This window comes from Nostoc sp. PA-18-2419 (assembly GCF_005869855.1).
GTDB lineage: Bacteria > Cyanobacteriota > Cyanobacteriia > Cyanobacteriales > Nostocaceae > Nostoc.
On sequence record NZ_SZNH01000010.1, the window covers coordinates 107,819 to 128,845 of the forward strand.

The following is a 21,027-nucleotide window of genomic DNA, read 5'->3' on the forward strand; positions in this document are numbered from 1 at the left end:
GGAAATAAGTTATACTATGTGTCAGTTAAATGTTAATTTTTATTCAAAAAACATTATTTAAAAACATTTATGTTAGGTTTTAGCAAAAAAACATAGTTTAACTTCAAGGCAATATTTCATATTTGTATAGCCGAAAGTTTATCAGAATATTTAGAACAGCAACACAAAAAATTTAAATTAACTGTCTGGAATAATGTTGAACCGTTTGAAGATTGGAACCAAAATTGGAGCAGGTTTTGCCTTGAGCTTGGCAATTCTGAGTACCATCGGTCTAATCTCTTACCGAAGTACCAATGAGCTAATTGAAACTTCCCGCCAAGAAAATCATACTTACGATGTATTAAGTAGGCTTGAAGGTCTCAACTTGCAACTGACAAATGCTGAGACTGGTCAACGTGGTTACCTGGTTACTGGAGAACAGCGTTACTTAGAACCTTATAATGTTGCCATTCAAGTAATGGATCGACAACTCAAGGAACTTCAGACGTTAACAGCAGATAATCCMAACCAACAAAATCGGCTTGATATTTTACAGCCACTAATCGCTCAAAAGTTGGTTGAACTTAAACAAACTATCGATTTGCGCCAAAATCAAAGTTTTGAAGCTGCCCAGAAGGTTGTTCTGACAGACCGAGGCAAGCAACTGATGACTGAGATTCGCAAAGTTATTGAGGCGATGAGAAATGAGGAAAATGTACTCCTAAAGCAGCGTTCCCAAAGGGCACAGTTAGCTGCTAGACAAACACTTGCCACCACCGTTTATAGTATTCCTTTATTTGGTGCGATCTTAGTTTTAATTGGAATTATCCTTACCAGACACATTTCATTACCGCTCAAGCGAGTTTCTGATTTAGCTCAAAAGGTGGCAGATGGAGATTTAACAGTAAATTTACCAAATAGCGATCGCCACGACGAAATTGGCGTCCTTAAGCGAACCTTCAACCAGATGATTGTGAATCTGCGATACACAACTCAAAAAAATGACGAGCAAAACTGGCTGAAGTCTAATTTGGCTGAATTTACCCAAATGCTCCAAGGGCAGCGAAATCTAGAAACTGTGTCTCGCACTATCTTGTCAAATCTAGCTCCCTTGGTTGGGGCATCCGCTGGCGTTTTTTATCTAATGGAATCACTCAACGACGAGCCAATCCTGAACTTGTTGGCTAGTTATGCTTACAAAGAGCGCAAAAATCTGGCAAACCAATTTCGGTTGGGCGAGGGATTGGTGGGACAATGCGCCTTAGAAAAACAAAGAATCCTCTTAACAGGAGTTCCCAGTGATTATATTCGCATCACCTCCGGCTTGGGAGAAGCTCCACCACTAAATATTATTGTATTGCCCATACAATTTGAAGACCAGATAAATGCCGTAATTGAACTTGCATCTTTTGTGCCTTTTAACGAGTTGCACCTAATATTTATAGAGCAGTTGAGTGAAAATTTGGGTGTGTTTTTAAATAATATCGCCTCACAAGTACAAACTCAGCAACTACTTGCCGAGTCTGTTGCTTTAACAGAAGAACTGCAAAGCCAGCAAGAAGAATTACAGCAAAGCAATCAACTATTAGAAGAACAAGCCCACGATTTGGAGGAATCACAATTCTTTGTCAAACAGTCTAACGAAGAATTACAGCAACTCAATGAAGAACTAGAAGAAAAAGCAGAACTTCTAGAAATTCAAAATCGGGAAGTTGCCCGCAAAAACCAGGAGATTGAGCGCTCGAGACAATCATTACAAGAAAAAGCCGAGCAATTGGCATTGTCTTCCAAATATAAATCCGAATTTTTGGCGAACATGTCCCACGAGTTACGGACACCGCTAAATAGTCTGTTAATTTTAGCAAGACTGCTATCAGATAACTCTTTGAAGAACTTAACCGACAAACAGGTAGAGTACAGCCGCACAATCTACTCTGCTGGGACTGATTTACTGGAATTAATCAACGATATTCTCGATTTGGCAAAAATTGAGTCGGGTACTATGTCAGTAGACATTGAGCAGTTTGCCTTCGCAGATTTGCTTGCATCTTTAGAGCAAACTTTCCGTCAAGTTGCCGAAAATCAAAAACTCACTTTTGCCATTGAACTAGACGACAAACTACCCCCAGTCATTTCTACTGACTCCAAACGTCTGCAACAAGTGCTGAAAAATCTTCTAGCTAACGCCTTTAAGTTTACTGAACAGGGAGGCGTGAAGTTACAAGTTAACATGCTAACTCAAACACCACCAGCCGAAAGTCAGCTAATTGCTTTTGCAATCAGCGATACAGGACTTGGCATTCCAGTCGAGAAGCAGAAAATTATTTTTGAGGCATTTCAGCAAGCAGACGGCACAACTAGCCGCAAGTACGGCGGAACTGGCTTGGGCTTGTCCATCAGCCGCGAACTAGCTCAACTTTTAGGGGGAAGAATTGAGCTAGCCAGCCAACCAAACCACGGAAGTACTTTCACTCTCTACTTACCGCTGGTAGGAAAGCAAGTAACACCACAAAGTGAAGTTGAGAGCAAGGGTAAAACGGCTACAAATATTCCTACCACATTAGCGCCCCCCACCTCAACAGCACCAACGCTTGAAAGCCGAAGCACCTCTGTGGAGATTTCTCCAGCAGCGAAAGTGCTTCTCACCGCCAACGAAATCCCAGATGATCGATTAATAATTGAATCAGGCGATCGCGTTTTGTTGATTATCGAGGATGATGAGAAATTCGCCCGCATCTTATTAGACATGGCACGTCAGCAGGGCTTTAAAGGAATCGTTTCCTTACAAAGTAAACAAGGTTTGGCATTAGCACAACAGTTTCAGCCAAATGCGATTATGCTAGATATTCACATGCCAGAGATGGATGGTTGGACAGTCTTGGATCGCCTCAAACATAACCCAGACACCAGGCACATCCCAGTACATATACTTTCTGTGGATGAAAGACAGCAACGGGGATTAAAGCTAGGAGCAATTACTTATCTGCAAAAACCCGTTTCTCCAGAAGCCCTAAATCAAGTATTGACTGAGATTAAAGGCTTTATTGAGCGTCAGGTAAAAAATCTTTTAGTAGTAGAAGATGACCCCATACAAGCCCAAAGTATCATCGAACTGATTGGTAATAACGATGTCCAGAGTACAGCCGTGGGTTCAGGAAAAGAAGCACTACAAATATTGCGATCGCAGCACTTTGATTGTATGGTGCTGGATTTAGGTCTGCCTGATATGAGCGGGTTTGCACTAATTGAGCAGATCAAGTTAGAACCCAGGTTGATGAAACTCCCAATTATTGTTTACACCGGTAAAGAACTCACTCGCCAAGAAGAAAGCCAACTGCGGGGACTAGCAGAGACAATTATTATTAAAAACGTGCGATCGCCAGAACGGTTATTAGACGAGACTGCCCTGTTTTTGCATCGAGTCCAGGCAAATCTGCCATCACCAAAGCGGCAAATTCTCGAACAGTTACATCAAACCGATCCGGTGCTAGCAAATCGGAAAATTCTGATTGTGGATGATGATTTGCGAAATATCTTTGCCATTACCAGCTTTTTAGAAAGCTATCACATGGTAGTAGAGTTTGCCGAAAATGGTAGAGATGGCATTGAGAAGCTGCAAGCTAATCCCGACATCAACATGGTTTTGATGGACATTATGATGCCAGAAATGGACGGTTACGAAACCACCCGCGCCATCCGCCAGCAACCAGAATTTCGCTCGTTACCAATTATTGCTTTAACTGCCAAAGCTATGCCAGGCGATCGCGAAAAATGTATCGAAGCCGGAGCCTCTGACTATATCACCAAACCTGTAGATACCGAACAACTGCTTTCACTACTGCGGGTTTGGCTGTATCGGTGAGGGAGTGTTGAGTGTTGAGTCGAGCCGGAGACCTTTCCTATCTTCTCCAGTTAGGAATTATTTTCTTTGTCTTTTCTCCCCATCTCCCCATCTTCCCATTCTTTTGTCAAAACAATATCAATGACAGGAAATTCATTTCAGTAATAAAATAATTTATATAACTTCTATCTTTCAAGGAAATATGTCTGTTTCATGCAACTTTTTTGGTTATTTCTCTAGATAATATATCTTTATCTCGGTGGATAGGTGTACTGACATTAACATAGCTGTTATGTTTTTAATATGACAATAGTAAGAAAAAATTCCCCAAATTCATCAGTAATTCGTCCAGAAACATTGGCAGAAAAGCATGTTGAAGCAGAACGTATGCATGATGTTCTGCTATTGCTGCAAAACCTGATTAACAGTGAAGAAGCCACTGTGAAATTAATTCTGGATTGTCTTTATGATGTTGGCTCAGTTAACCTGATTAATCAAAAGCTTCCGGTACGACCTGTAAACAGGTTAATGAAATTAATTGCCCGCATGTCCAAACCAGTTTTTAGAATCTTGGCTTTCAACTGGTTTAAAAAGAACTGTCCCCAACTAATTGCTAACTGGTTACATTCCCAGGTGACTTTTGGAAGTCGCCCAGCTAAACCCCAAGAATTAGCCATCGAAGTTGCAGCAGTTCAATCATCTTCTGCACTTCAGACAGAAACTCTTAACCAAGAGATTAAAAATCTGCGTTACCAGGTGAGATGGCTGACTGGGATTTCGATAACTGCGATCGCTGTTTTAGGGGTTACAGCCACTTGGTTGAATTGAAATCCAAAATTAGAGCATTATCATATTTAAAATTTAATTAGAGCAAGCTCTTTTCGGTGTAGGATTCATTAGGGTTATAAAAACTCTAAAATCATCAAATATTAATCACATAAACACTCCAAATTGCAGAAGCATTATTTAAATAAACCTATTGATAAAATGAGGTAATAATTACGAATTACGTTAGCGTAGCGTTACCGAGTCTTGTCTACAACACGCTAAGCCAACGAACTAATTATCAATTACAAATTATTATGACTTTGTCAAAACCTAGCTTGGAGGAAATCGAAATACGTTTATTATTGGAAGGGGTGTATCAGTACTATGGTTACGACTTTCGGAATTACGCTCTTTCCTCAATTAAACGCCGCATTCAGAGCTTTATGCAGTCACAAGGATTAGCTAATGTTTCTGCCTTACAAGAACAGTTACTCCATAATCCTAACTATCTAGAAAGGTTTTTGCTGGCTTTAACTGTAAATGTCACATCCATGTATCGCGACCCCAGCTTTTATAATACTTTTAGAAGTCAAGTCATCCCGTTCTTACAAACCTATCCATTTATTCGCATATGGCACGCTGGATGCTCTACTGGTGAAGAAGTCTACTCAATGGCAATTCTCCTGCAAGAAGAAGGACTTTATCACCGTTGCCGTATATATGCCACTGATACTAACGAGAAAGTATTACAAAATGCCAAAAGCGGTATTTTTTCCCTGAAATTAATGCAGGAATATACCCAGCTTTATCTGAAAGCGGGTGGCAAAAAGTCTTTTTCGGAATATTATACAGCAGCTTATGACAATGCTATTTTTAGAGCATCATTAAGAGAAAATATTGTCTTTGCCCAGCATAATTTAGCAACAGATAGTTCTTTTAATGAGTTTAACGTTATCCTTTGCCGTAATGTCCTAATATATTTTAATCAGATACTTCAAAAACGCGTTCATGAACTGTTTTATAATAGCCTTTGTACCTTTGGTGTCTTGGGTTTAGGAAAGCAAGAATCTATCAGATTCACTCCTTACGAGCAACAATATGAGGAGGTAATTCAAGGTGAAAAGCTATATAGAAAAACAGGGATACTGCGATCTGGAAATCATAAGTAATATTATGTCTGCCTAATCACTATTCTAATGGTTTAATTAGTATCAATCTATATTTATTTTCTTAACAATGCATAATCCTATTTCAGGAGCAAATATCAATTGTAACAATCCTCAGTATTTTTGTATCCGTTTTAGGATTCACAGGTAGCGATTTCAGCTTGTTTTGCGGCATCATCAAACGCACGAACCGATGGTGTTTGAGCCACATAATTTGAAAGGAAAATACTACAAACGACAAAGATAGCCGGAACCAACACCAAAAGAAACAGAAAACCTTGGACGATGATTTGCCTTTCGGAGGACTTGTTTTGTTCTGAGGATTTTTCTCGGCCGCTCACTATTAATACACCATCGCTACTTCTACACTTAGGAAGCCCAAAACCAACTCACACATAACGACTTTGTGAAAAATTTTTCACAAACCAAGAAGAAAATAGACCATCTGCTTTGCGTCTAGATTCAAAAATTGATTTTGACAAAGAGTTTTAGCCTTAACTAACTGAACCGTTTTGCGATCAATTGACCACTATTACACAGCAAGCGTATTGCAACCTAACCTACGGCCACTATTGTTAAAAAAAAGCCCTCCTGTTAGAAGAGGGCATGATGATTGCTAAATAAAATCACAAATCACAACATAACTAAATACGCGACTTGACAAATTTCTCTAACCTATCCATCCCTTTTTCAATCGTTGCCAAATCTGTGGCGTAAGACAGGCGAATGTTGTCATCAGCACCAAAGGCAATTCCGGGAATGACTGCAACTTGATGCTCTTCTAGCAAGGCGTCGCAAAATTCCAAGGATTTCAAATTGGTTTTGCTGATATCAGGGAACAGATAAAAAGCGCCATCTGGTTTAGCGGTACTCAGTCCGGGAATAGCGTTGAGTCTGTCTAACATTACCTGTCGGCGTTTAGCGAAGGCTTGACGCATTTCTTCAACACAGTCTTGGGGACTTTCCAGTGCGGCGATCGCTCCATATTGAGCAAAAGTACAGACGTTAGATGTACTATGTCCTTGGATGGAACTCGTAGCTTTAATAATTTCCACCGGGCCGGCTAAATAGCCAATTCTCCACCCAGTCATTGAGTAAGCTTTGGCAAACCCATTACTGATTAAAGTCCGGTCAAAAATTTCCTTTCCCAGAGAACCGATGCTGATATGTTCTGCACCATCGTAGAGAATCTTTTCGTAAATCTCATCAGAGACGACAAAGATATCTGCATCAACTATTACCTCTGCCAAAGCTTTAATTTCATCTGGCGTGTAAACCATCCCCGTGGGATTAGATGGGGAGTTGAGGACAAATAACTTTGTTTTGGGTGTGATAGCTTTACGGAGTTGTTCGGGAGTAATTTTATAGCCTGTGGTTGCATCTGTGCAGATAATTACCGAAACTCCACCAGCCAAGGTTACCATTTCTGGATAACTTAGCCAGTAGGGCGCAGGGATAATCACCTCATCACCTGGATCGATTAACGCCACTATTAAATTGTACAGAGAATGCTTACCACCATTGGTGACGATCACATTCTCTGATTTATAATCAAGACCGTTATCAGTTTTAAGCTTACGGGCGATCGCTTCCCTTAACTTTGGTTCTCCGGCTGCTGCACCGTACTTGGTTTTGCCTTCATCCAAAGCTTTTACTGCTGCGGCTTTGATATGCGCTGGGGTATCAAAATCTGGTTCGCCAGCGCTAAAACTACAAACATCTATACCCTCTGCCTTCAGTGCCTTAGCCTTGGCTGCGATCGCTAAGGTTAATGAAGGTGTTACCTGACTTACTCTTGCTGCCAGCTTCATTCTTACTTTTTTGGCAAATCTTTCACTTGTTTAAGGATATCCTAGAATCTCCACCCAGATTTGCCTTTTCAAAATTCCTTTTTAATTACTTTGAAGCGAGTCCTCTCCCAATGGGAGACACCAAGGGCAAATGAGCATCATTACGCATTATAAATTACGTGTCAATTGAGTGTGACGCAGGGCTTGAGCTTTTGTAACTTTGGCAGAAACTAACTGATGATAAAACTCACAAACTAAGATTGCAGTAAAGCGATCGCCATGAATCTCTAAACTTGGAAATAATGCTGAGTGTTAACTGTTGAGTGAGTAATCCTGTGAGCAATTCTAGAAGTATTGCCCAAACTCAGCAATGTTGCACTGAATTTCTGCAAAAGATTGCAATTTATCGGCAGTTTGTAAACTTTGTTGGAGAACTTGACGCGATTGTACTAAATCTCCAGTTAATTGGAGTGCATCTCCAAGTGATCGTAATTCTATAGCTTTAATTAAAGAATCCGGCTGCATAATTCAGAATTGATGAGCTTCGCTGGAAATGCTCCGCTAAAGCCTCAAAATTTAGAAGTAAAACAGCCTTGAACCAAGCTTTGAGACAAATGATTATATCTTCACTTTCTTTTTATTTGCTTGTATAAATTAAGGCACAAAACATTTTGCTATTGAAAACAATACTACCTCTCCAATTCATATTTAATAAATTAAATGTCAAATAGCTAAAATTTCATATATTAATTGTCACTTTCCAGTGGCAGTATTGTCCTGCCGACGACAAATAATTAGTCACTGTACAACAAAAATGGACGTAACTGGATTCGAACCAGTGACCTCTACGATGTCAACGTAGCGCTCTAACCAACTGAGCTATACGTCCTTAACCACACAATTAATAATATTAACACATACTTTTTATAAAAAAACAAGATCCAAGGTGTAAATCCAGCTTAATTTAGTACTATTAAACCTTAGTGTACGATGTTAAGGTTATTTAGTTTTCGTGGGGGTTAGCTACCAGAGGTAACGGTGAAAATTCGTTGTATAATCTGGCGCTTGGGAGTAACTGTGAACTAATTTGAGATTTGAGATTAGCTTGCCTCAGTAATCTAAAATTCTTAATTGAGTGAAGCAGGATGCCCACTGAAGTAGATTTATCAGTTCCACATTTGTGCGAGGTACGGATGACTGCGACTGGAAATATTTCGACAACTAATCGCTGTGGTGTTCCTGACCACACTTTATTTGTTTGCAAAACTTGTGCCAGCGTTTGGCAAGATGGAAAACGCTTAGGTGGAAGCGGTGGCGAACAACTATTACAGCAACTTCAACACCTGGCACAAGATTGGGACTTGCGAGATGAATTCCCAATTCAAGAAGTCGAATGCATGAGTGCTTGCAATCGTTCGTGTGTGGTTGCCTTTGCTGCCAAAGGCAAATTAACATATTTATTTGGGGATCTAACTGTTGATGGCAGTGCATCTGCGGTACTAGAGTGTGCTAGTCAATACTATGCCAAACCAGATGGTTTACTGCCTTGGTCAGAGCGTCCAGAAGCTTTGAAAAAGGGGATTTTGGCAAAGATTCCACCTCTATGATCCGCGTTTTAATCCTGGGTGGGACGGGAGATGCAGCAGAACTAGCTGCTAGACTGGCGACTATCGAAGGGGTAGAAGTAATCACATCTCTAGCTGGTCGCACGCGTGAGCCATTAGTTCCTTTGGGCGATTTGCGGGTTGGAGGCTTCGGTGGTGTAGCTGGATTGGCTAGTTATTTGGAAGTAATGCAAATCGATTTGCTAATTGATGCAACTCATCCTTTTGCTTCACAGATTTCCTGGAACGCGGTAGATGCTGCAACCGAAGTGGGAGTAGCCCATCTGATGTTAATTCGTCCGCCTTGGCAAAAGGTAAGTAATGATCGCTGGATTGAAGTTGACAGCGTTGCAGCCGCAGCAGCAATTCTGGAAAACCAGGCACAGCGAGTATTTTTGACTGTCGGTAGGCAAGAACTCGCCGCCTTTGCTCACCTCAAGGAAATTTGGTTTTTCATGCGAATGATCGACCCTCCTACGTCTGATGCCTTAGTGCCACCGGGGATGTTATTGTGCGATCGCGGCCCCTTTACCCTAAATAATGAAAAGGAAATCCTGATTCATCACAATATCGATACCATAGTCAGTAAAAATAGCGGTGGCAATGCAACCTTTGCCAAAATCATTGCCGCACGAGAACTTGAAGTGAAAGTTGTGATGGTAAATCGTCCAGCCATACCACCAGGAGATTACGTTAATGATGTTGATGGTGCTTTGGCGTGGGTATTGGACAAGTTGCACGATTAGTAACGCTCATCCCTTTTCATCAATGATAATTTGTTAGCGTCTCGTAGAGAACACAAGAACGCTAGGATTCGTAGAATGTGCGTAAGCCAAAAATAGCCAAAAATGTATTGCAATCATTAATTGAATTGGTATAACTTCACTAACAAGTTTATAGTTTTCAATTTTTGGTGCAGTCAACTCAAAAGTCAAAACTAGCATTTAGTCAATCGATCTAACTTATAGATATAAGCTGTCTTTGTATCGGACTTTAAATCTACCCAAGACGTTAGTTTTTCCAATATCTGGAATACATCATAAGCTCTTTGAGCTACTTTCCTGGTATATCCTTCATTTATATCCTCATATTTAAAGCTAAATTCAACTGCTACGGGATTTTTTTGTTTATCATCGTTTTTATACCAAAAAATCAAAGCACACTTCGAGTCTAACTTGGGTTCTTGTCTGATTTGGAATTTCGCTCCTTTGACCACTAGTTCACGGATAGGAACTCCTACAGTTCTGATAATCTCTTGTCCATTGAAAGTACTCAATTTATCTGCCAAATCTGGGTACAAGTTTGTAGCGTCTTCCATTTTTTTGAGTTTCTCAATCGTAGAGATTTTTTGAGTATCAGAGAAGCTGTATAATACTTCAAAAGGAGTTTTAATGTCTTCTTCAAATTTCGATTCTCCTCTATTCATCAGCCGATCTTGAGAAATATAACGGTCTGAATGGCGAAATTTTAAAGTAACTTCTCTTTCATCATTAATTATATTCTGTCTCTCACGCAGTATGTAACTGTTGGAGTTGATCATATATTCATCAGTATCATAAAATCTGATAATTCGCCTATCTTCAATCTCATCTAAATCGCCCTTAACACCAATGACAATATTATTAATAGCCTGTGAAAAATCGTGCCAAAACTCCTGAGATTTTTTTAATGCTTGTTGTTCGTCACCAATAAATAAATCTTTTTGGAGCAAAAGTTTATATTCTCTAGAAACTACTTTTTGGTTCATTATTTCTCTAATGTTTAAATTATCTAGTTTCATCAAAATTTACTAATTACAGATAAATCTAAATACACATCAAATTTATCCATTTTTTAATAAAACAGTTATTCAGTTGCCTTGACATTAAGCAGAGTCTCTAAAATTTAGGTAGCTTTTACCTTTTTCCGTAATGTAAAAGTGTTCTTTAACTTCTCGTTTTTTACCATCATTAATCAGGAGAGTAGCTCTACCTTTACCTTCAGGGTTGGAAACGAGTCCTAGCTTTCTTAATCTATCTAATTCATTAGAAAAGAAAACAGAAGTGTGATCAACTTTTACTAAAAAAGGCTCTGATAAATTAAGTTTTTTGAGAATATTTAACTCATTGTCAGTTACAAAACCTTCTATTAAAAACTTGAGTTGCCCAATTTCATACTTTTGTCTAACTTGCTCTTCTTGTATCTGTTGTATGAACTCTAGTTTCCAGCCCCCTGGTAGTTCTGCTTTTGAGAGAATGCCAGTTAACCAAGGTAGAAAAGCTATTGTGACAAGGATTAATCCTTGGGTATCAAAGTAGAGGATTTGTTTAGTGTGTAGAACTGCGAAAATTATACCTATTAAAGATATAATAATTTTCGTGCCTTGAATACTGCGTTGATTATTGTTCATCGTTTGAAACGCAAGTAATATCTAAAAATATATACCTTCTCAAAGCACGTTTTTCTAAAAGATTAACTGTGCGACTCATAATACAAAATCTATGTGATTTTATTTCAGGTTATGTTATTTCTACTTCTAGACCGATCGCTTTGTCTGTGAGAAAAAGTGAGTTATTATTGTAAATTTACGAAAAATTGCTGTAATATAGTTGGCAAACATCACGCCAAGCGATCGCTCGCCAACAAAGAATTTTTATAATCGTTGCCAAGATAGTTCTTTTGTCTGTCGATCCCAATGCCAGCGTAATAAGTTGGCGGTTTGAAGTAAAACAATTCCTGATAAGCCAATTGCTTCTCTCGGTGCATTAGTAGCTAATAAAATCGCACTTTCTACGTCACAAATTCCCCACTTCACCAAATTCTGCACCCCCACCAACAAGGGTAAAGTAGTTCCTGATAATGTGCCATCTGGTAATCGTGCCGTACCGTTTTTGACTTCAATTTGTCGAGTGTCCCAAGGATACACTCCATCGGGTAATCCCAGAGGTGCAAGGGCATCGCTAACCATAAACAGCCCCTTTTCTCGATCGCTAGCACGCAGTAAAATTTGTAGCATAGTGGGCGAAACATGCTCTCCATCGGCAATAAAACTACACATCACATCTGGATGGATTATTGCTGCCCCTAATAAMCCAGGTTCGCGATGATGTAGTGGTGGCATAGTGTTGAAAGCATGAGTAACCATCGTTGCGCCTAGTTCAAAAGCACGTTGTGCTTGAGCAGCCGTTGCCTGGGAATGTCCTAAACTAACGGTAATCCCCAAAGAACGCAAATATGGAATTACTTCACCAGTGGAATCTAATTCTGGCGCTAAGGTAATAACTTTCACAAGCTGGGCATAATCTCCCAAAACCCGCTTTACCTCGTCAATTGTTAAGGGTAACAAGTACTCTGCTGGGTGTGCGCCGCGCTTTTGGAAATTTAAAAATGGCCCTTCTAAATGTACTCCGAGAATTTTGGCGCACGACTTCCCCCTCAAGCTCTCTTTGCCAGTAAAATTAGCAATAACCGCAAGCGATCGCTGAATATTTTCTACCGAAGTTGTTACGAGTGTCGGTAAAAATCCATCTACTCCTACATCCCACAAATATTGGGTTATTTTCTCCAGAAGATGAGCGTTTTCAGTCCTCAAATCAGGAAATGCCAACCCCAATGCACCGTTAATTTGCAAATCAACGCCGCCTAGAGAAATCCAGTCACCTGCTACATTGAGTACGGTTGCATCCCTGCGCATCTCTACTGTACTCATTGGCAAGATTTGCTCGATTATCCCCTCTCGATTAATCAAGAGCATTTGCAAATCTTTGTAACCAGGCACTCTAGCATTGATAATTTCTAGGGCACTTTGTGTTGCTTGAGTCATCACATTCAGGAGAATATAGCTAAATCTGATTTTAGATTGAACAATCGCTCGTTAATCCAAAATTCTATGACTCCTTTAGTTGGTATTATCATGGGCAGCGATTCTGATTTGCCCACTATGAAAGACGCGATCGCAATTTGTGACGAATTTGGCATTGAAAGCGAAGTGGCGATCGTTTCCGCTCATCGTACCCCAGAACGCATGGTGGAATATGCTAAACTCGCACACCAACGCGGTATTAAAGTAATTATTGCTGGCGCAGGTGGTGCTGCTCATCTACCTGGAATGGTAGCCTCTTTAACTCCCCTTCCGGTTATCGGTGTTCCCGTACCCACCCGGAACTTGCAAGGGCTAGATTCTTTGTATTCAATTGTACAAATGCCTGCTGGTATTCCCGTAGCTACAGTGGCGATCGGTAATGCCAAAAATGCTGGACTTTTAGCAGTACAAATACTTGCAACAGGGCAACCAGAATTGCTAGAAAAAGTCCAACAATATCGCCAAACCCTATCACAATCAGTAATTGCCAAGCAAACCAAACTAGAACAACTCGGTTATGAGCAATATTTACAGCAGTATTAATTGATGACAATCCACAAAAAACAAGTACTGATTAAAAAAATATGTAGCAATTTCTGATAAAAAAGATAAGTCTAGTTTTATCACCCAACTTTAGGCAAATTCTATTTATTAGTGCCTAACGTTTCATTGATAGCCATTATCAATAACTCATGTAGAGGAATTCCTGCTACTTTAGCCATAGAGGAAATTACACTTTTGTGGGCAAAAGAACAATACAGCCCGGCTTCTAAAAACCAAGGTTGTCCCTCTGGGTCGATGCGGAAGTCAAATAAGCTGTAGTGGCGACAGCCTAAAGCCTGATGACACTTCTTTGCCACTTCCTGAACCTTTTGGGTGCTTGGGTCATTAGGGTCTACAATCCAAGACTTTTTATTACCTTTAGCAGCGTAACCCAAGTTACCATCGTCCGTTCGTATGAGTTTATCAGCATAGCTGCGGATAGGTTTTTCCTGGGGGTCTATTAGATACTCTTCTAGGGGTAAACCGATTAATTCCCCGTCTTTAACAACGATCCCACATCTAACTTCTCGACCGACTTCGATAAATGTTTCTACAATCACTTCCGAAGCATGTTCAAATGCTTTCTTCAAGGCGGCATCATACTCAGTAGCCTCTTTGACTAAAGTCACCCCTAGAGAGTTGTCAGAATTTACAGGTTTGATGATTACTGGCGGTGTAATTGTTGAAACATCTCCTTGGCGCAGCAGTTCTCCATGAGGTACTTTCACGCCTGCTGCTTCGACAATTGCTTTGGTTCTGGCTTTGTGAGCCGTTATTGCCATCAGATCTGGAGTATTACCTATGTAAGGGATCTTGAGCAGGTCGAATAGGGCGCGGTAGTGAGTCATTCCAGGAATACAAAACATGTGTGGTAACATGATGTCAATGTTTTGCCCTGTAAGAAATTCTATGGCATCAAACAGAGGAATCGGTTTAGCCTCGGCAATATCTTCAGGGCTGAGAGACCGAGGAAATCGCCACTGGCCATCGGGTGTAATGTATGCAATTTGAAAGTCATACCGCGATGGATCTGCCGTTGCTGCTAAACACTCTTGGGCATAAAGGCGTGACAAATCACAGTAAAAATCATCGTGTGCAGAGCCAACTAAATGAAGGATACGAAGTACTGGCATGATTCATTTTCCTATGTACTGTTAAAACATTGCACAAAGGGGGACAATTTATTTTACGCTCCAGACACAGAGGCGCACAGAAAATGAAAAGTTTTAGATAAATTTCATTGCTTGTTTGTGCAACACCAAAGAATCATGAGTTCAAACTCTTATTCTTTGTGCCTCTGCGCCTAGAGCGCAATTCTAAATTATACTTTCACTCCGCACCTCGCGATTAATCTCCTCCTAATTCGACTAATTTCCCGATGTTGAAGTCTATGCGAGTCCAGCCTTTGAGTTTGCGTAGATTATTCAGCAAGAGTAAAGGAATTTGCCAGTGATGCACCATTAAAAAGGGTAAGGGATCGTCTGGTTTGTAAATTGCATCAGTTCCCCGCCAAAAATTTCCAATCCATTTTTTCAATTGTGTAAAAGAACGAATGCCAGTCAAACGCCAGACTTCATGGTAAGTCCAATAGGTGGGTTTACTAGTTGGTAAAGGCTGTAATGTTTCAGCCATCGGTTCTTGATCGAGGTACGCTTGGGCAACTTTGGGATGGTCGTAGAAAGCAGTAATTGCAGAGTGTGTGCGGGGATTACACTCAATAGCATAAACTGTGCCATCCTCAGCTTGAATGAAGTCAAAGGAAATCTGTCCTGTAAGTTTCAGTTCTTTGACAAAATGCCTTACCCATTCCCTGATTTGAGAATTTTCAACGTTTTCATAGTTGACTTGAAAGGCCGAAGATTCACAGCAGCAGTGCAGTCGTAATTCCCCGTCCCGGACGGTGCTATGGGTACAAAATTCCTTCCCCGGAATAAATTCTTGCATAATCCAAGACTTTTCTGGACTAATTGGCAAGCTTTTGACGAATGCAGCTGTTTCTTCAGGGGTGGCACAAGGGAGTTTAGTTAAGTCTAAACGCCGTACTGAATCGTAAGGAATACTTTTGAGGATATATTTGCGAGATTCCCCAGAGAAGTCAAAATTTAGAACTTGTTCGGCAGAGGTAATTTTGAAAGATTTAGGTACTGATAAACCAAGTGATCGCGCTGTTTCGGCAAGCTCAAATTTATCATCCAATTTCTGGGTAATATCTGCATCAAAGTGAAATACTTCACAGTACTCCGACAGCGATGGTTTGGCGAGGGAGTCGTAGTAGCTACCCACAGGACTGGTGACTGGAATATAGACATCAATATTTTCTTGTTTGATGATGTCTATCAAAGCCTGAGTATAGCGTTCTGGGTTTTCTTGGGGCGCAGGAACAGTATAAAACTTGTCTACAGCTTGGGAAAATCGATGCCCAGATAGCCAATATTTGTGGGTTTCTAGCAGCACAACTCTGTGTCCAGCATTATGAAATGACCGGGCTAGCTGTAAAGCTTTGGTCATTTTAGCGCCACTAATTAAGATATTTTTTGGGTTTGCGGCTTTAGTAGCTGAATGTTGGAAAGGACGCGAGATAATATGCCACAACAAAGTTACTAAAACAATGGTGGCATTGATTGGCAGTGCTAATAATAGCAGAGCCAAAGTCAAAATGTTTTGGATAATTACGGCTATTTTTGTCTCTAAAGGAAAAGACGCTATAGCAGGTGAACCAGAAACAGAAATAGATTGTGCCATACTCAATTACGCAGTTTTGCGGATAATTGTCAAGCCATCCCGTAGTGGTAATATTACCTGTTCTACGCGAGGATCGAGTGCTACGGCACGATTAAATTGAGCGATCGCTTCGCCGTTGGCGGTGCGCTTTTGTCCAGGTAAATAAACCTCTCCTTGCAGCAGTGTGTTATCTACACAAATAAATCCTGACGGTGCTAGCAAATTAGTATCTAGCAACCTTTGGAAGTAGGTTATGTACTCCTTTTTATCTGCGTCAATAAACACCAAGTCAAATGATTCTCCAGCCTCTACCAACTTATCTAAGGTTTGCAAAGCTGGCCCTAATTCCACGCGAATTTTTTGACCGTCAGCAGATTGATTAAAAGCCGCTTGTCCAACTTCTGCGGCAAAGGGATCGACTTCGCAGGCTACAAGTACCCCGTCTTTTGGTAATGCTTCTGCCATTGCTAATGCAGAATAACCTGTGAACATTCCTATTTCCAGTACTCTTTTGGCCTTGGTCATATGAACAAACATTTTTAGGGTTTGTCCTTCTACATGGCCAGATAGCATCTCTTGCTCTAGAGGTCGTACTGTTGTTCCTTGACTAAAGTGTTCTAGCCATGTTTCTGTGGATGTTTTTTCGGCAAGTGCAGTTAAAGCAGCTGATTCTGGGGTGGTATATTCTTCCAAGTATGGATCTAAACCAGCAGCCAAACGCCATGCTTGATTGAGGTTAGCGACTAACTCCGCAGGTAAGTCTGAGTGTTGGTTAATCTCTTGGACAATAGCTTCTAACTTCTTTGCTAAAATTCCTACTGGCGTCACGGGTCTAGCTGTAGGCTTGGCAATTGTAGTAGACATTATATTGCACTCCCAATTAGTTCTGTCTGATAAACGGGGTACATATCTACACCCTCGCCACCACGAGGATAGCTAACGCAAAGCTGCTTATGGTCTGCTAAACCTTGCGCCAATTCTTCTCGTGTCAAATCATTTACAAAGAAGCAAGTTCCTATTGGTTTGGGCATAGCAGCTCTTAACAAACCATCTCGTGTTAGGGTGATAGACTGGGTAGCTTTCCATAACAGTTCTTCATCCAGTAAAGGATGGTCGAGAGCCAACCCTAAATCGCTGATTAATCCTAAAATGCGATCGCGTTCTGCGATTGTGATATAGCCTCTATTGGCTGCGATGGTTGCAGATAAGGCCATATCAATACTCACCGCATGTCCGTGAAACATTGGTATCCGTGGTGCAAGTTCTAAAGTCGGACTCCAAGTATGTCCGTAAGCAATTGCTCTATCCAAATCTAGTTCATGGAGGTTGGGTACTTCTAACTCCAACATTTTTTTGATCGCTTCATGAGTTAAACGGTGAGCGATATCTTTAATCTCTGGAGTTGCATCAAGGTTACCAAAGTGAGTGTCAAGCAATTCTTTACCATACTTTTCTAACCACTCAAACACACCCCCATGAGCCACTACAGCAATTTTGACTAATTCTGACATTCCATTACGCACTTGATTTGTTGGTAATGTCCCCAACAGAGAAAAGTCTAATAAAACTTTTTGGGAAGCGTGATAAGCACCCAAACGATTTTTTAGCTTTCGATGATTAACTGCCACTTTAATAGCGACGCTAGCATCAATCAAACCAATCAAAGAAGTAGGAATCCGGATGTAATTACTGCTACGGTGATAGGTAGAGCAAGCAAAACCTACAACGTCTGTAATTAAACCTCCACCGATGACTAGTACTGGCTCTTTACGGACTAGTTTGAAGTCTGCGAATACATCTATGATCTTCTCAAATGTTTCGATCGATTTATTTGGCTCGCTAATAGTTAGAGCAAAAATTCTCAAATTGATACCGTAATATCGAAAATATTTCTCAATCTGAGTACCGTAAAAATTGTTGACATTAGTATCGATAACAGTTAGACATCTTCCAAAACTTTTATATATATCTGCAAGCTCTGGATTAGCAACATCAAAAACACCATCTACATAAACTAAGTCGTACTCAATCTTTTCATAAGCTTCTACGTGAAAGTTGGTTTCAGTAACTTCAAGTTTTGTTTTAACGATGCTCACAAATTTTACCCTCTAGTTGAAATAAGTTGTAACTTTGATGTAGATGCTATTAAGAAGTGTAAGTACTTCTCAAACATGATGATTTAACTTGCGAAAATTATGTCACAAGTAAATTGCCTATGATTCCAAGAAAAAAAGGCGTATTACAATGGAGTTTTGTTAGATTGCAGATTTAGAAATCACAATATACAGCATTATGTAAGATAAAGTGCATCTACTGTCATTTCATCAGGACAGCAAAAGACCTTAAGTCTTCGCTTGACCTTAAGATACTGCAAACTTAAGCAACAAAACTTGATAGTTTTTCTCAGATTATCAGACTGTTAAGGCTATGTCTAGCTAAAGAATTATGGATTTGGAGTAGGTGAATAGTCGGTTATAAGCAAGCTAGAAGAATGATTTTACTTGCTCAAGAAGCTTAGACAATTGTTTACATTATTTAACATACCACTATTTTTCAAATATTGCACCTACACCAAAGGTAGATTTCAAACAAAAAACTAGATTTTGAGGATTAGACAGCTCGAGATTTTATTTTTATTTAAGGATTTCGAGAGAATAAACTATCCCTTTTATGGGAGAAAAGCCAGCCTAAATATTGGACGGGTGAGGACACCCATCCCACAATAAAATTTGGGATGTTTTTTATTTAGAAGTTTTTTAGAAAGTTAATCTTTGGGTGGCCGGAGAATCTRACATGATTCATGTAATAATCGCATAGATAGTACAGTTGTTTCGCAAGTTCCCATTTATCGGGGTAAAATCTTTAACACTCAGTGGTGATCGATTTATTCTTTAGGATTTAAGTCTGCCACTCATTGGTGTCACACTAGCTGGTTAAAACCTCMTACAATATACTTAATGACTATTTAGTGTTTACTAGTTGACTGGTTCAATTTCTTCCCCTTATACCGTTGAAGTATGCTACCTACGGATAAAGGCTTAGGCAAGTTACTTCTTTTTGAAAAGGAAAAATTTTTTTGTGAGTCTTTATAGGGCTTATTTCAGGCGTTTTGATGAGAAATTCCTGTTTTCAAGCTATTGCGTTACCTTTCCCTTTCTCTTTCTCCCCTTCCTTTTTTATGGATTTTATAGATACGCTCTAATTGGGATGCTCCACTATTATTTTCTTAAGTACTAGATTTATGGATTATGTTCCGCTTGAAACAGATGCACCTGTTTCTGTAGAAATCGCCCAAATCGTTTCACCATCAGCAACACTTTCTTTAACCTCAAGACCCAGTTCTCATATTTCTAAGGATGCGCGCCGCACTAGTTTGAAAGCTTCCACTGTCGATGGGATTTTCGCAGCAGTTTTCTCTATTGCCACTGGTGGAGTTATGCTGGGTAATTTTTTGGTGGGGTTAGGTGCCAGTCCGGTGGTCTTTGGCATGATGTCCTCTATTCCCATGCTACTACATCTATTTCAGCCTATAGGTGCTTACTTGTCTGAACGCAGCAGTAGCCGCTTTCAGTATTCACTGCKGACACACGGAATTGCTCGATTACTGTGGCTAATTTTAGTAATTGGCATTGCTAGCTATAGTTGGGGATGGCTCAATTCAAACCAATTGGTAATATTATCGCTCTCGATTCTCGTATGCACCCATCTTTTAGGAGGATTAGGAATTGCATCGTGGTTGAGTTGGATAGCAATGTTAGTCCCACGACGATTGCGAGGTAGATATTTCGGGCTACGCAATAGCCTTGCTAACCTCACCGAGTTGGTGGGCTTGCCCTTAGCTGGTCTAGCTGTATCACATTGGTATGGGGGGCCTATCGAAGGTTATGGATTAATTTTGTTAGTAGGTATTTTCTTTGGAATTATTAGCTTGGGGTGTCAGTATTTCCAGGTAGATATGAATCCCCAACTACAAAATAGCTATCATGCTAGCTCATCTCAAACTACTGAGATAGAGCTAGACTCGTCACCAAATGAACTTGAGGGAACATCTCAACAAGTCTCCTCACCACAAATACTGACACCAGAAAACGATATAGTTAGCACTATCTGGAAAAACTCTAATTTTTTAGTCTTTCTGATTTATTTAGGCTTATGGACGCTTGCCGTTAACCTCAGTGCCCCATTTTTTAACCTTTACTTGCTAGATACGCTCAATCTGGATGTGAGTTGGGTAACTTTCTATAACAGTTTGCGAGCCGGGGCACATATGGCGATGCTGCTTGTCTGGGGTAAAGTAGTAGATAAAATTGGCAATCGCCCGATTCTAATTTCTACAGGAATTCTGATTGCAGTTATACCTTGGTTGTGGCTGCTGATTGGTTCTAGTCCCTTGGATCTCTGGTTGTGGTTACCTTTGTTACACATTTTCATTGGTGCTAATTGGGGAGGAGTTGACTTATCTAACAACAATCTTCAGATAGAGATTGCACCAGTAAGAAATCAGTCTATCTATTTTGCGATCGCAGCTGCTATTGCTGGGGTAAGTGGCGCTTTAGGAGCAACTATAGGTGGCTTTATCGCTCAATTCACTGGGTCTTTTGGCATACAGGAAGTTTTCATTGTCTCTGGTATATTACGACTAGCCTCACTCATACCATTGATAATTAAAAAGGATCTCGGTAGTTAGGATGAAATTATTTAACTGCGGATATCAATAAATAGTCCATCTACAGAAAGAATTACTAACTCGATATCTACTTTATAGTGAAAAAGC

17 protein-coding genes and 1 tRNA gene are annotated in these 21,027 nt (G+C 40.2%); 7 read left to right on the forward strand and 11 right to left on the reverse strand.

Annotated elements, in window-relative coordinates; all coding sequences use genetic code 11:
• Nucleotides 1–193 precede the first annotated feature (193 nt).
• The 3 genes from FCR06_RS12845 to FCR06_RS12855 all read left to right on the forward strand — a co-directional run bounded on the left by FCR06_RS12845 (nt 194) and on the right by FCR06_RS12855 (nt 5,757).
• Nucleotides 194–3,841: a response regulator gene (locus FCR06_RS12845; RefSeq protein ID WP_138500173.1), complete on the forward strand. Its 3,648-nt coding sequence runs from the start codon at nt 194–196 to the stop codon at nt 3,839–3,841.
• Between the two features lie 282 nt (nt 3,842–4,123).
• A complete protein-coding gene (locus FCR06_RS12850) occupies nt 4,124–4,648 on the forward strand; it encodes a hypothetical protein (protein ID WP_138500175.1) in 525 nt (174 codons plus the stop codon).
• A 254-nt stretch (nt 4,649–4,902) separates the two neighbouring features.
• Nucleotides 4,903–5,757 (forward strand): CheR family methyltransferase, encoded by an 855-nt coding sequence (locus FCR06_RS12855; RefSeq protein ID WP_138500177.1) that lies wholly within the window; start codon nt 4,903–4,905, stop codon nt 5,755–5,757.
• Nucleotides 5,758–5,888: 131 nt separating this feature from the next.
• Here the strand turns inward: FCR06_RS12855 and FCR06_RS12860 are convergent, their stop codons facing one another.
• The 4 genes from FCR06_RS12860 to FCR06_RS12875 form a co-directional block, all read right to left on the reverse strand.
• Complete coding sequence (locus FCR06_RS12860) at nt 5,889–6,095, reverse strand: hypothetical protein (RefSeq protein ID WP_138500179.1); 207 nt, start codon at nt 6,093–6,095, stop codon at nt 5,889–5,891.
• Between the two features lie 303 nt (nt 6,096–6,398).
• Nucleotides 6,399–7,565, reverse strand: a complete 1,167-nt coding sequence (locus FCR06_RS12865; protein ID WP_138500181.1) for a pyridoxal phosphate-dependent aminotransferase — start codon at nt 7,563–7,565, stop codon at nt 6,399–6,401.
• 324 nt (nt 7,566–7,889) lie between these two features.
• On the reverse strand, nt 7,890–8,069 hold the full coding sequence (locus FCR06_RS12870) for a hypothetical protein (RefSeq protein ID WP_138500183.1): 180 nt from the start codon (nt 8,067–8,069) through the stop codon (nt 7,890–7,892).
• Between the two features lie 290 nt (nt 8,070–8,359).
• Nucleotides 8,360–8,433, reverse strand: a tRNA-Val gene (locus FCR06_RS12875).
• A gap of 304 nt (nt 8,434–8,737) precedes the next feature.
• Between FCR06_RS12875 and FCR06_RS12880 the strand changes: the two genes are divergently transcribed.
• Together FCR06_RS12880 and FCR06_RS12885 are read left to right on the forward strand one after the other, a co-directional pair.
• Entirely contained in the window at nt 8,738–9,151 is a 414-nt protein-coding gene (locus tag FCR06_RS12880; protein WP_138500382.1) for a DUF1636 domain-containing protein, read from the forward strand.
• Nucleotides 9,148–9,894: a cobalt-precorrin-6A reductase gene (locus FCR06_RS12885; RefSeq protein WP_138500185.1), complete on the forward strand. Its 747-nt coding sequence runs from the start codon at nt 9,148–9,150 to the stop codon at nt 9,892–9,894. Before FCR06_RS12880 ends, FCR06_RS12885 begins: the two co-directional genes overlap by 4 nt.
• 191 nt (nt 9,895–10,085) lie before the next feature.
• Here FCR06_RS12885 and FCR06_RS12890 read toward each other — a convergent pair whose 3' ends face one another.
• From FCR06_RS12890 to nagA, 3 genes are all read right to left on the reverse strand, one after another.
• A complete protein-coding gene (locus FCR06_RS12890) occupies nt 10,086–10,928 on the reverse strand; it encodes a hypothetical protein (RefSeq protein ID WP_138500187.1) in 843 nt (280 codons plus the stop codon).
• A gap of 84 nt (nt 10,929–11,012) precedes the next feature.
• Nucleotides 11,013–11,537: a hypothetical protein gene (locus FCR06_RS12895; RefSeq protein WP_138500190.1), complete on the reverse strand. Its 525-nt coding sequence runs from the start codon at nt 11,535–11,537 to the stop codon at nt 11,013–11,015.
• A 243-nt stretch (nt 11,538–11,780) separates the two neighbouring features.
• Nucleotides 11,781–12,950: an N-acetylglucosamine-6-phosphate deacetylase gene (nagA, locus tag FCR06_RS12900; protein WP_138500192.1), complete on the reverse strand. Its 1,170-nt coding sequence runs from the start codon at nt 12,948–12,950 to the stop codon at nt 11,781–11,783.
• A 66-nt stretch (nt 12,951–13,016) separates the two neighbouring features.
• On the opposite strand from nagA, the gene purE reads away from it, so the two are divergent.
• Nucleotides 13,017–13,532 carry a 5-(carboxyamino)imidazole ribonucleotide mutase gene (gene purE / locus FCR06_RS12905; protein ID WP_138500194.1) on the forward strand — a complete coding sequence of 172 codons (516 nt, stop codon included), beginning with the start codon at nt 13,017–13,019 and terminating at the stop codon, nt 13,530–13,532.
• A 101-nt stretch (nt 13,533–13,633) separates the two neighbouring features.
• Here purE and FCR06_RS12910 read toward each other — a convergent pair whose 3' ends face one another.
• From FCR06_RS12910 to FCR06_RS12925, 4 genes are all read right to left on the reverse strand, one after another.
• Nucleotides 13,634–14,665, reverse strand: coding sequence for a D-alanine--D-alanine ligase (locus tag FCR06_RS12910; protein ID WP_138500196.1), 1,032 nt, complete (start codon nt 14,663–14,665; stop codon nt 13,634–13,636).
• Between the two features lie 214 nt (nt 14,666–14,879).
• Nucleotides 14,880–16,274 carry an ATP-grasp domain-containing protein gene (locus tag FCR06_RS12915; RefSeq protein WP_138500198.1) on the reverse strand — a complete coding sequence of 465 codons (1,395 nt, stop codon included), beginning with the start codon at nt 16,272–16,274 and terminating at the stop codon, nt 14,880–14,882.
• A 6-nt stretch (nt 16,275–16,280) separates the two neighbouring features.
• The gene (locus tag FCR06_RS12920) at nt 16,281–17,117 is read right to left on the reverse strand and encodes an O-methyltransferase (protein WP_138500200.1); all 837 of its coding nucleotides are present in this window, start codon (nt 17,115–17,117) and stop codon (nt 16,281–16,283) included.
• Entirely contained in the window at nt 17,117–18,349 is a 1,233-nt protein-coding gene (locus FCR06_RS12925; RefSeq protein ID WP_138500202.1) for a sedoheptulose 7-phosphate cyclase, read from the reverse strand. Before FCR06_RS12925 ends, FCR06_RS12920 begins: the two co-directional genes overlap by 1 nt.
• 1,145 nt (nt 18,350–19,494) lie before the next feature.
• On the opposite strand from FCR06_RS12925, the gene FCR06_RS12930 reads away from it, so the two are divergent.
• Complete coding sequence (locus tag FCR06_RS12930; RefSeq protein ID WP_138500204.1) at nt 19,495–20,940, forward strand: MFS transporter; 1,446 nt, start codon at nt 19,495–19,497, stop codon at nt 20,938–20,940.
• Nucleotides 20,941–21,027 lie beyond the last annotated feature (87 nt).

Coding starts and splice junctions, on each gene's coding strand:
- FCR06_RS12915 (WP_138500198.1), bottom strand. CDS start 16,274: ATGGCACAATCTATTTCTGTTTCTGGTTCACCTGCTATAGCGTCTTTT.
- FCR06_RS12920 (WP_138500200.1), bottom strand. CDS start 17,117: ATGTCTACTACAATTGCCAAGCCTACAGCTAGACCCGTGACGCCAGTA.
- FCR06_RS12890 (WP_138500187.1), bottom strand. CDS start 10,928: ATGAAACTAGATAATTTAAACATTAGAGAAATAATGAACCAAAAAGTA.
- FCR06_RS12865 (WP_138500181.1), bottom strand. CDS start 7,565: ATGAAGCTGGCAGCAAGAGTAAGTCAGGTAACACCTTCATTAACCTTA.
- FCR06_RS12895 (WP_138500190.1), bottom strand. CDS start 11,537: ATGAACAATAATCAACGCAGTATTCAAGGCACGAAAATTATTATATCT.
- FCR06_RS12885 (WP_138500185.1), top strand. CDS start 9,148: ATGATCCGCGTTTTAATCCTGGGTGGGACGGGAGATGCAGCAGAACTA.
- FCR06_RS12850 (WP_138500175.1), top strand. CDS start 4,124: ATGACAATAGTAAGAAAAAATTCCCCAAATTCATCAGTAATTCGTCCA.
- FCR06_RS12870 (WP_138500183.1), bottom strand. CDS start 8,069: ATGCAGCCGGATTCTTTAATTAAAGCTATAGAATTACGATCACTTGGA.
- FCR06_RS12910 (WP_138500196.1), bottom strand. CDS start 14,665: ATGCCAGTACTTCGTATCCTTCATTTAGTTGGCTCTGCACACGATGAT.
- FCR06_RS12855 (WP_138500177.1), top strand. CDS start 4,903: ATGACTTTGTCAAAACCTAGCTTGGAGGAAATCGAAATACGTTTATTA.
- FCR06_RS12880 (WP_138500382.1), top strand. CDS start 8,738: ATGACTGCGACTGGAAATATTTCGACAACTAATCGCTGTGGTGTTCCT.
- purE (WP_138500194.1), top strand. CDS start 13,017: ATGACTCCTTTAGTTGGTATTATCATGGGCAGCGATTCTGATTTGCCC.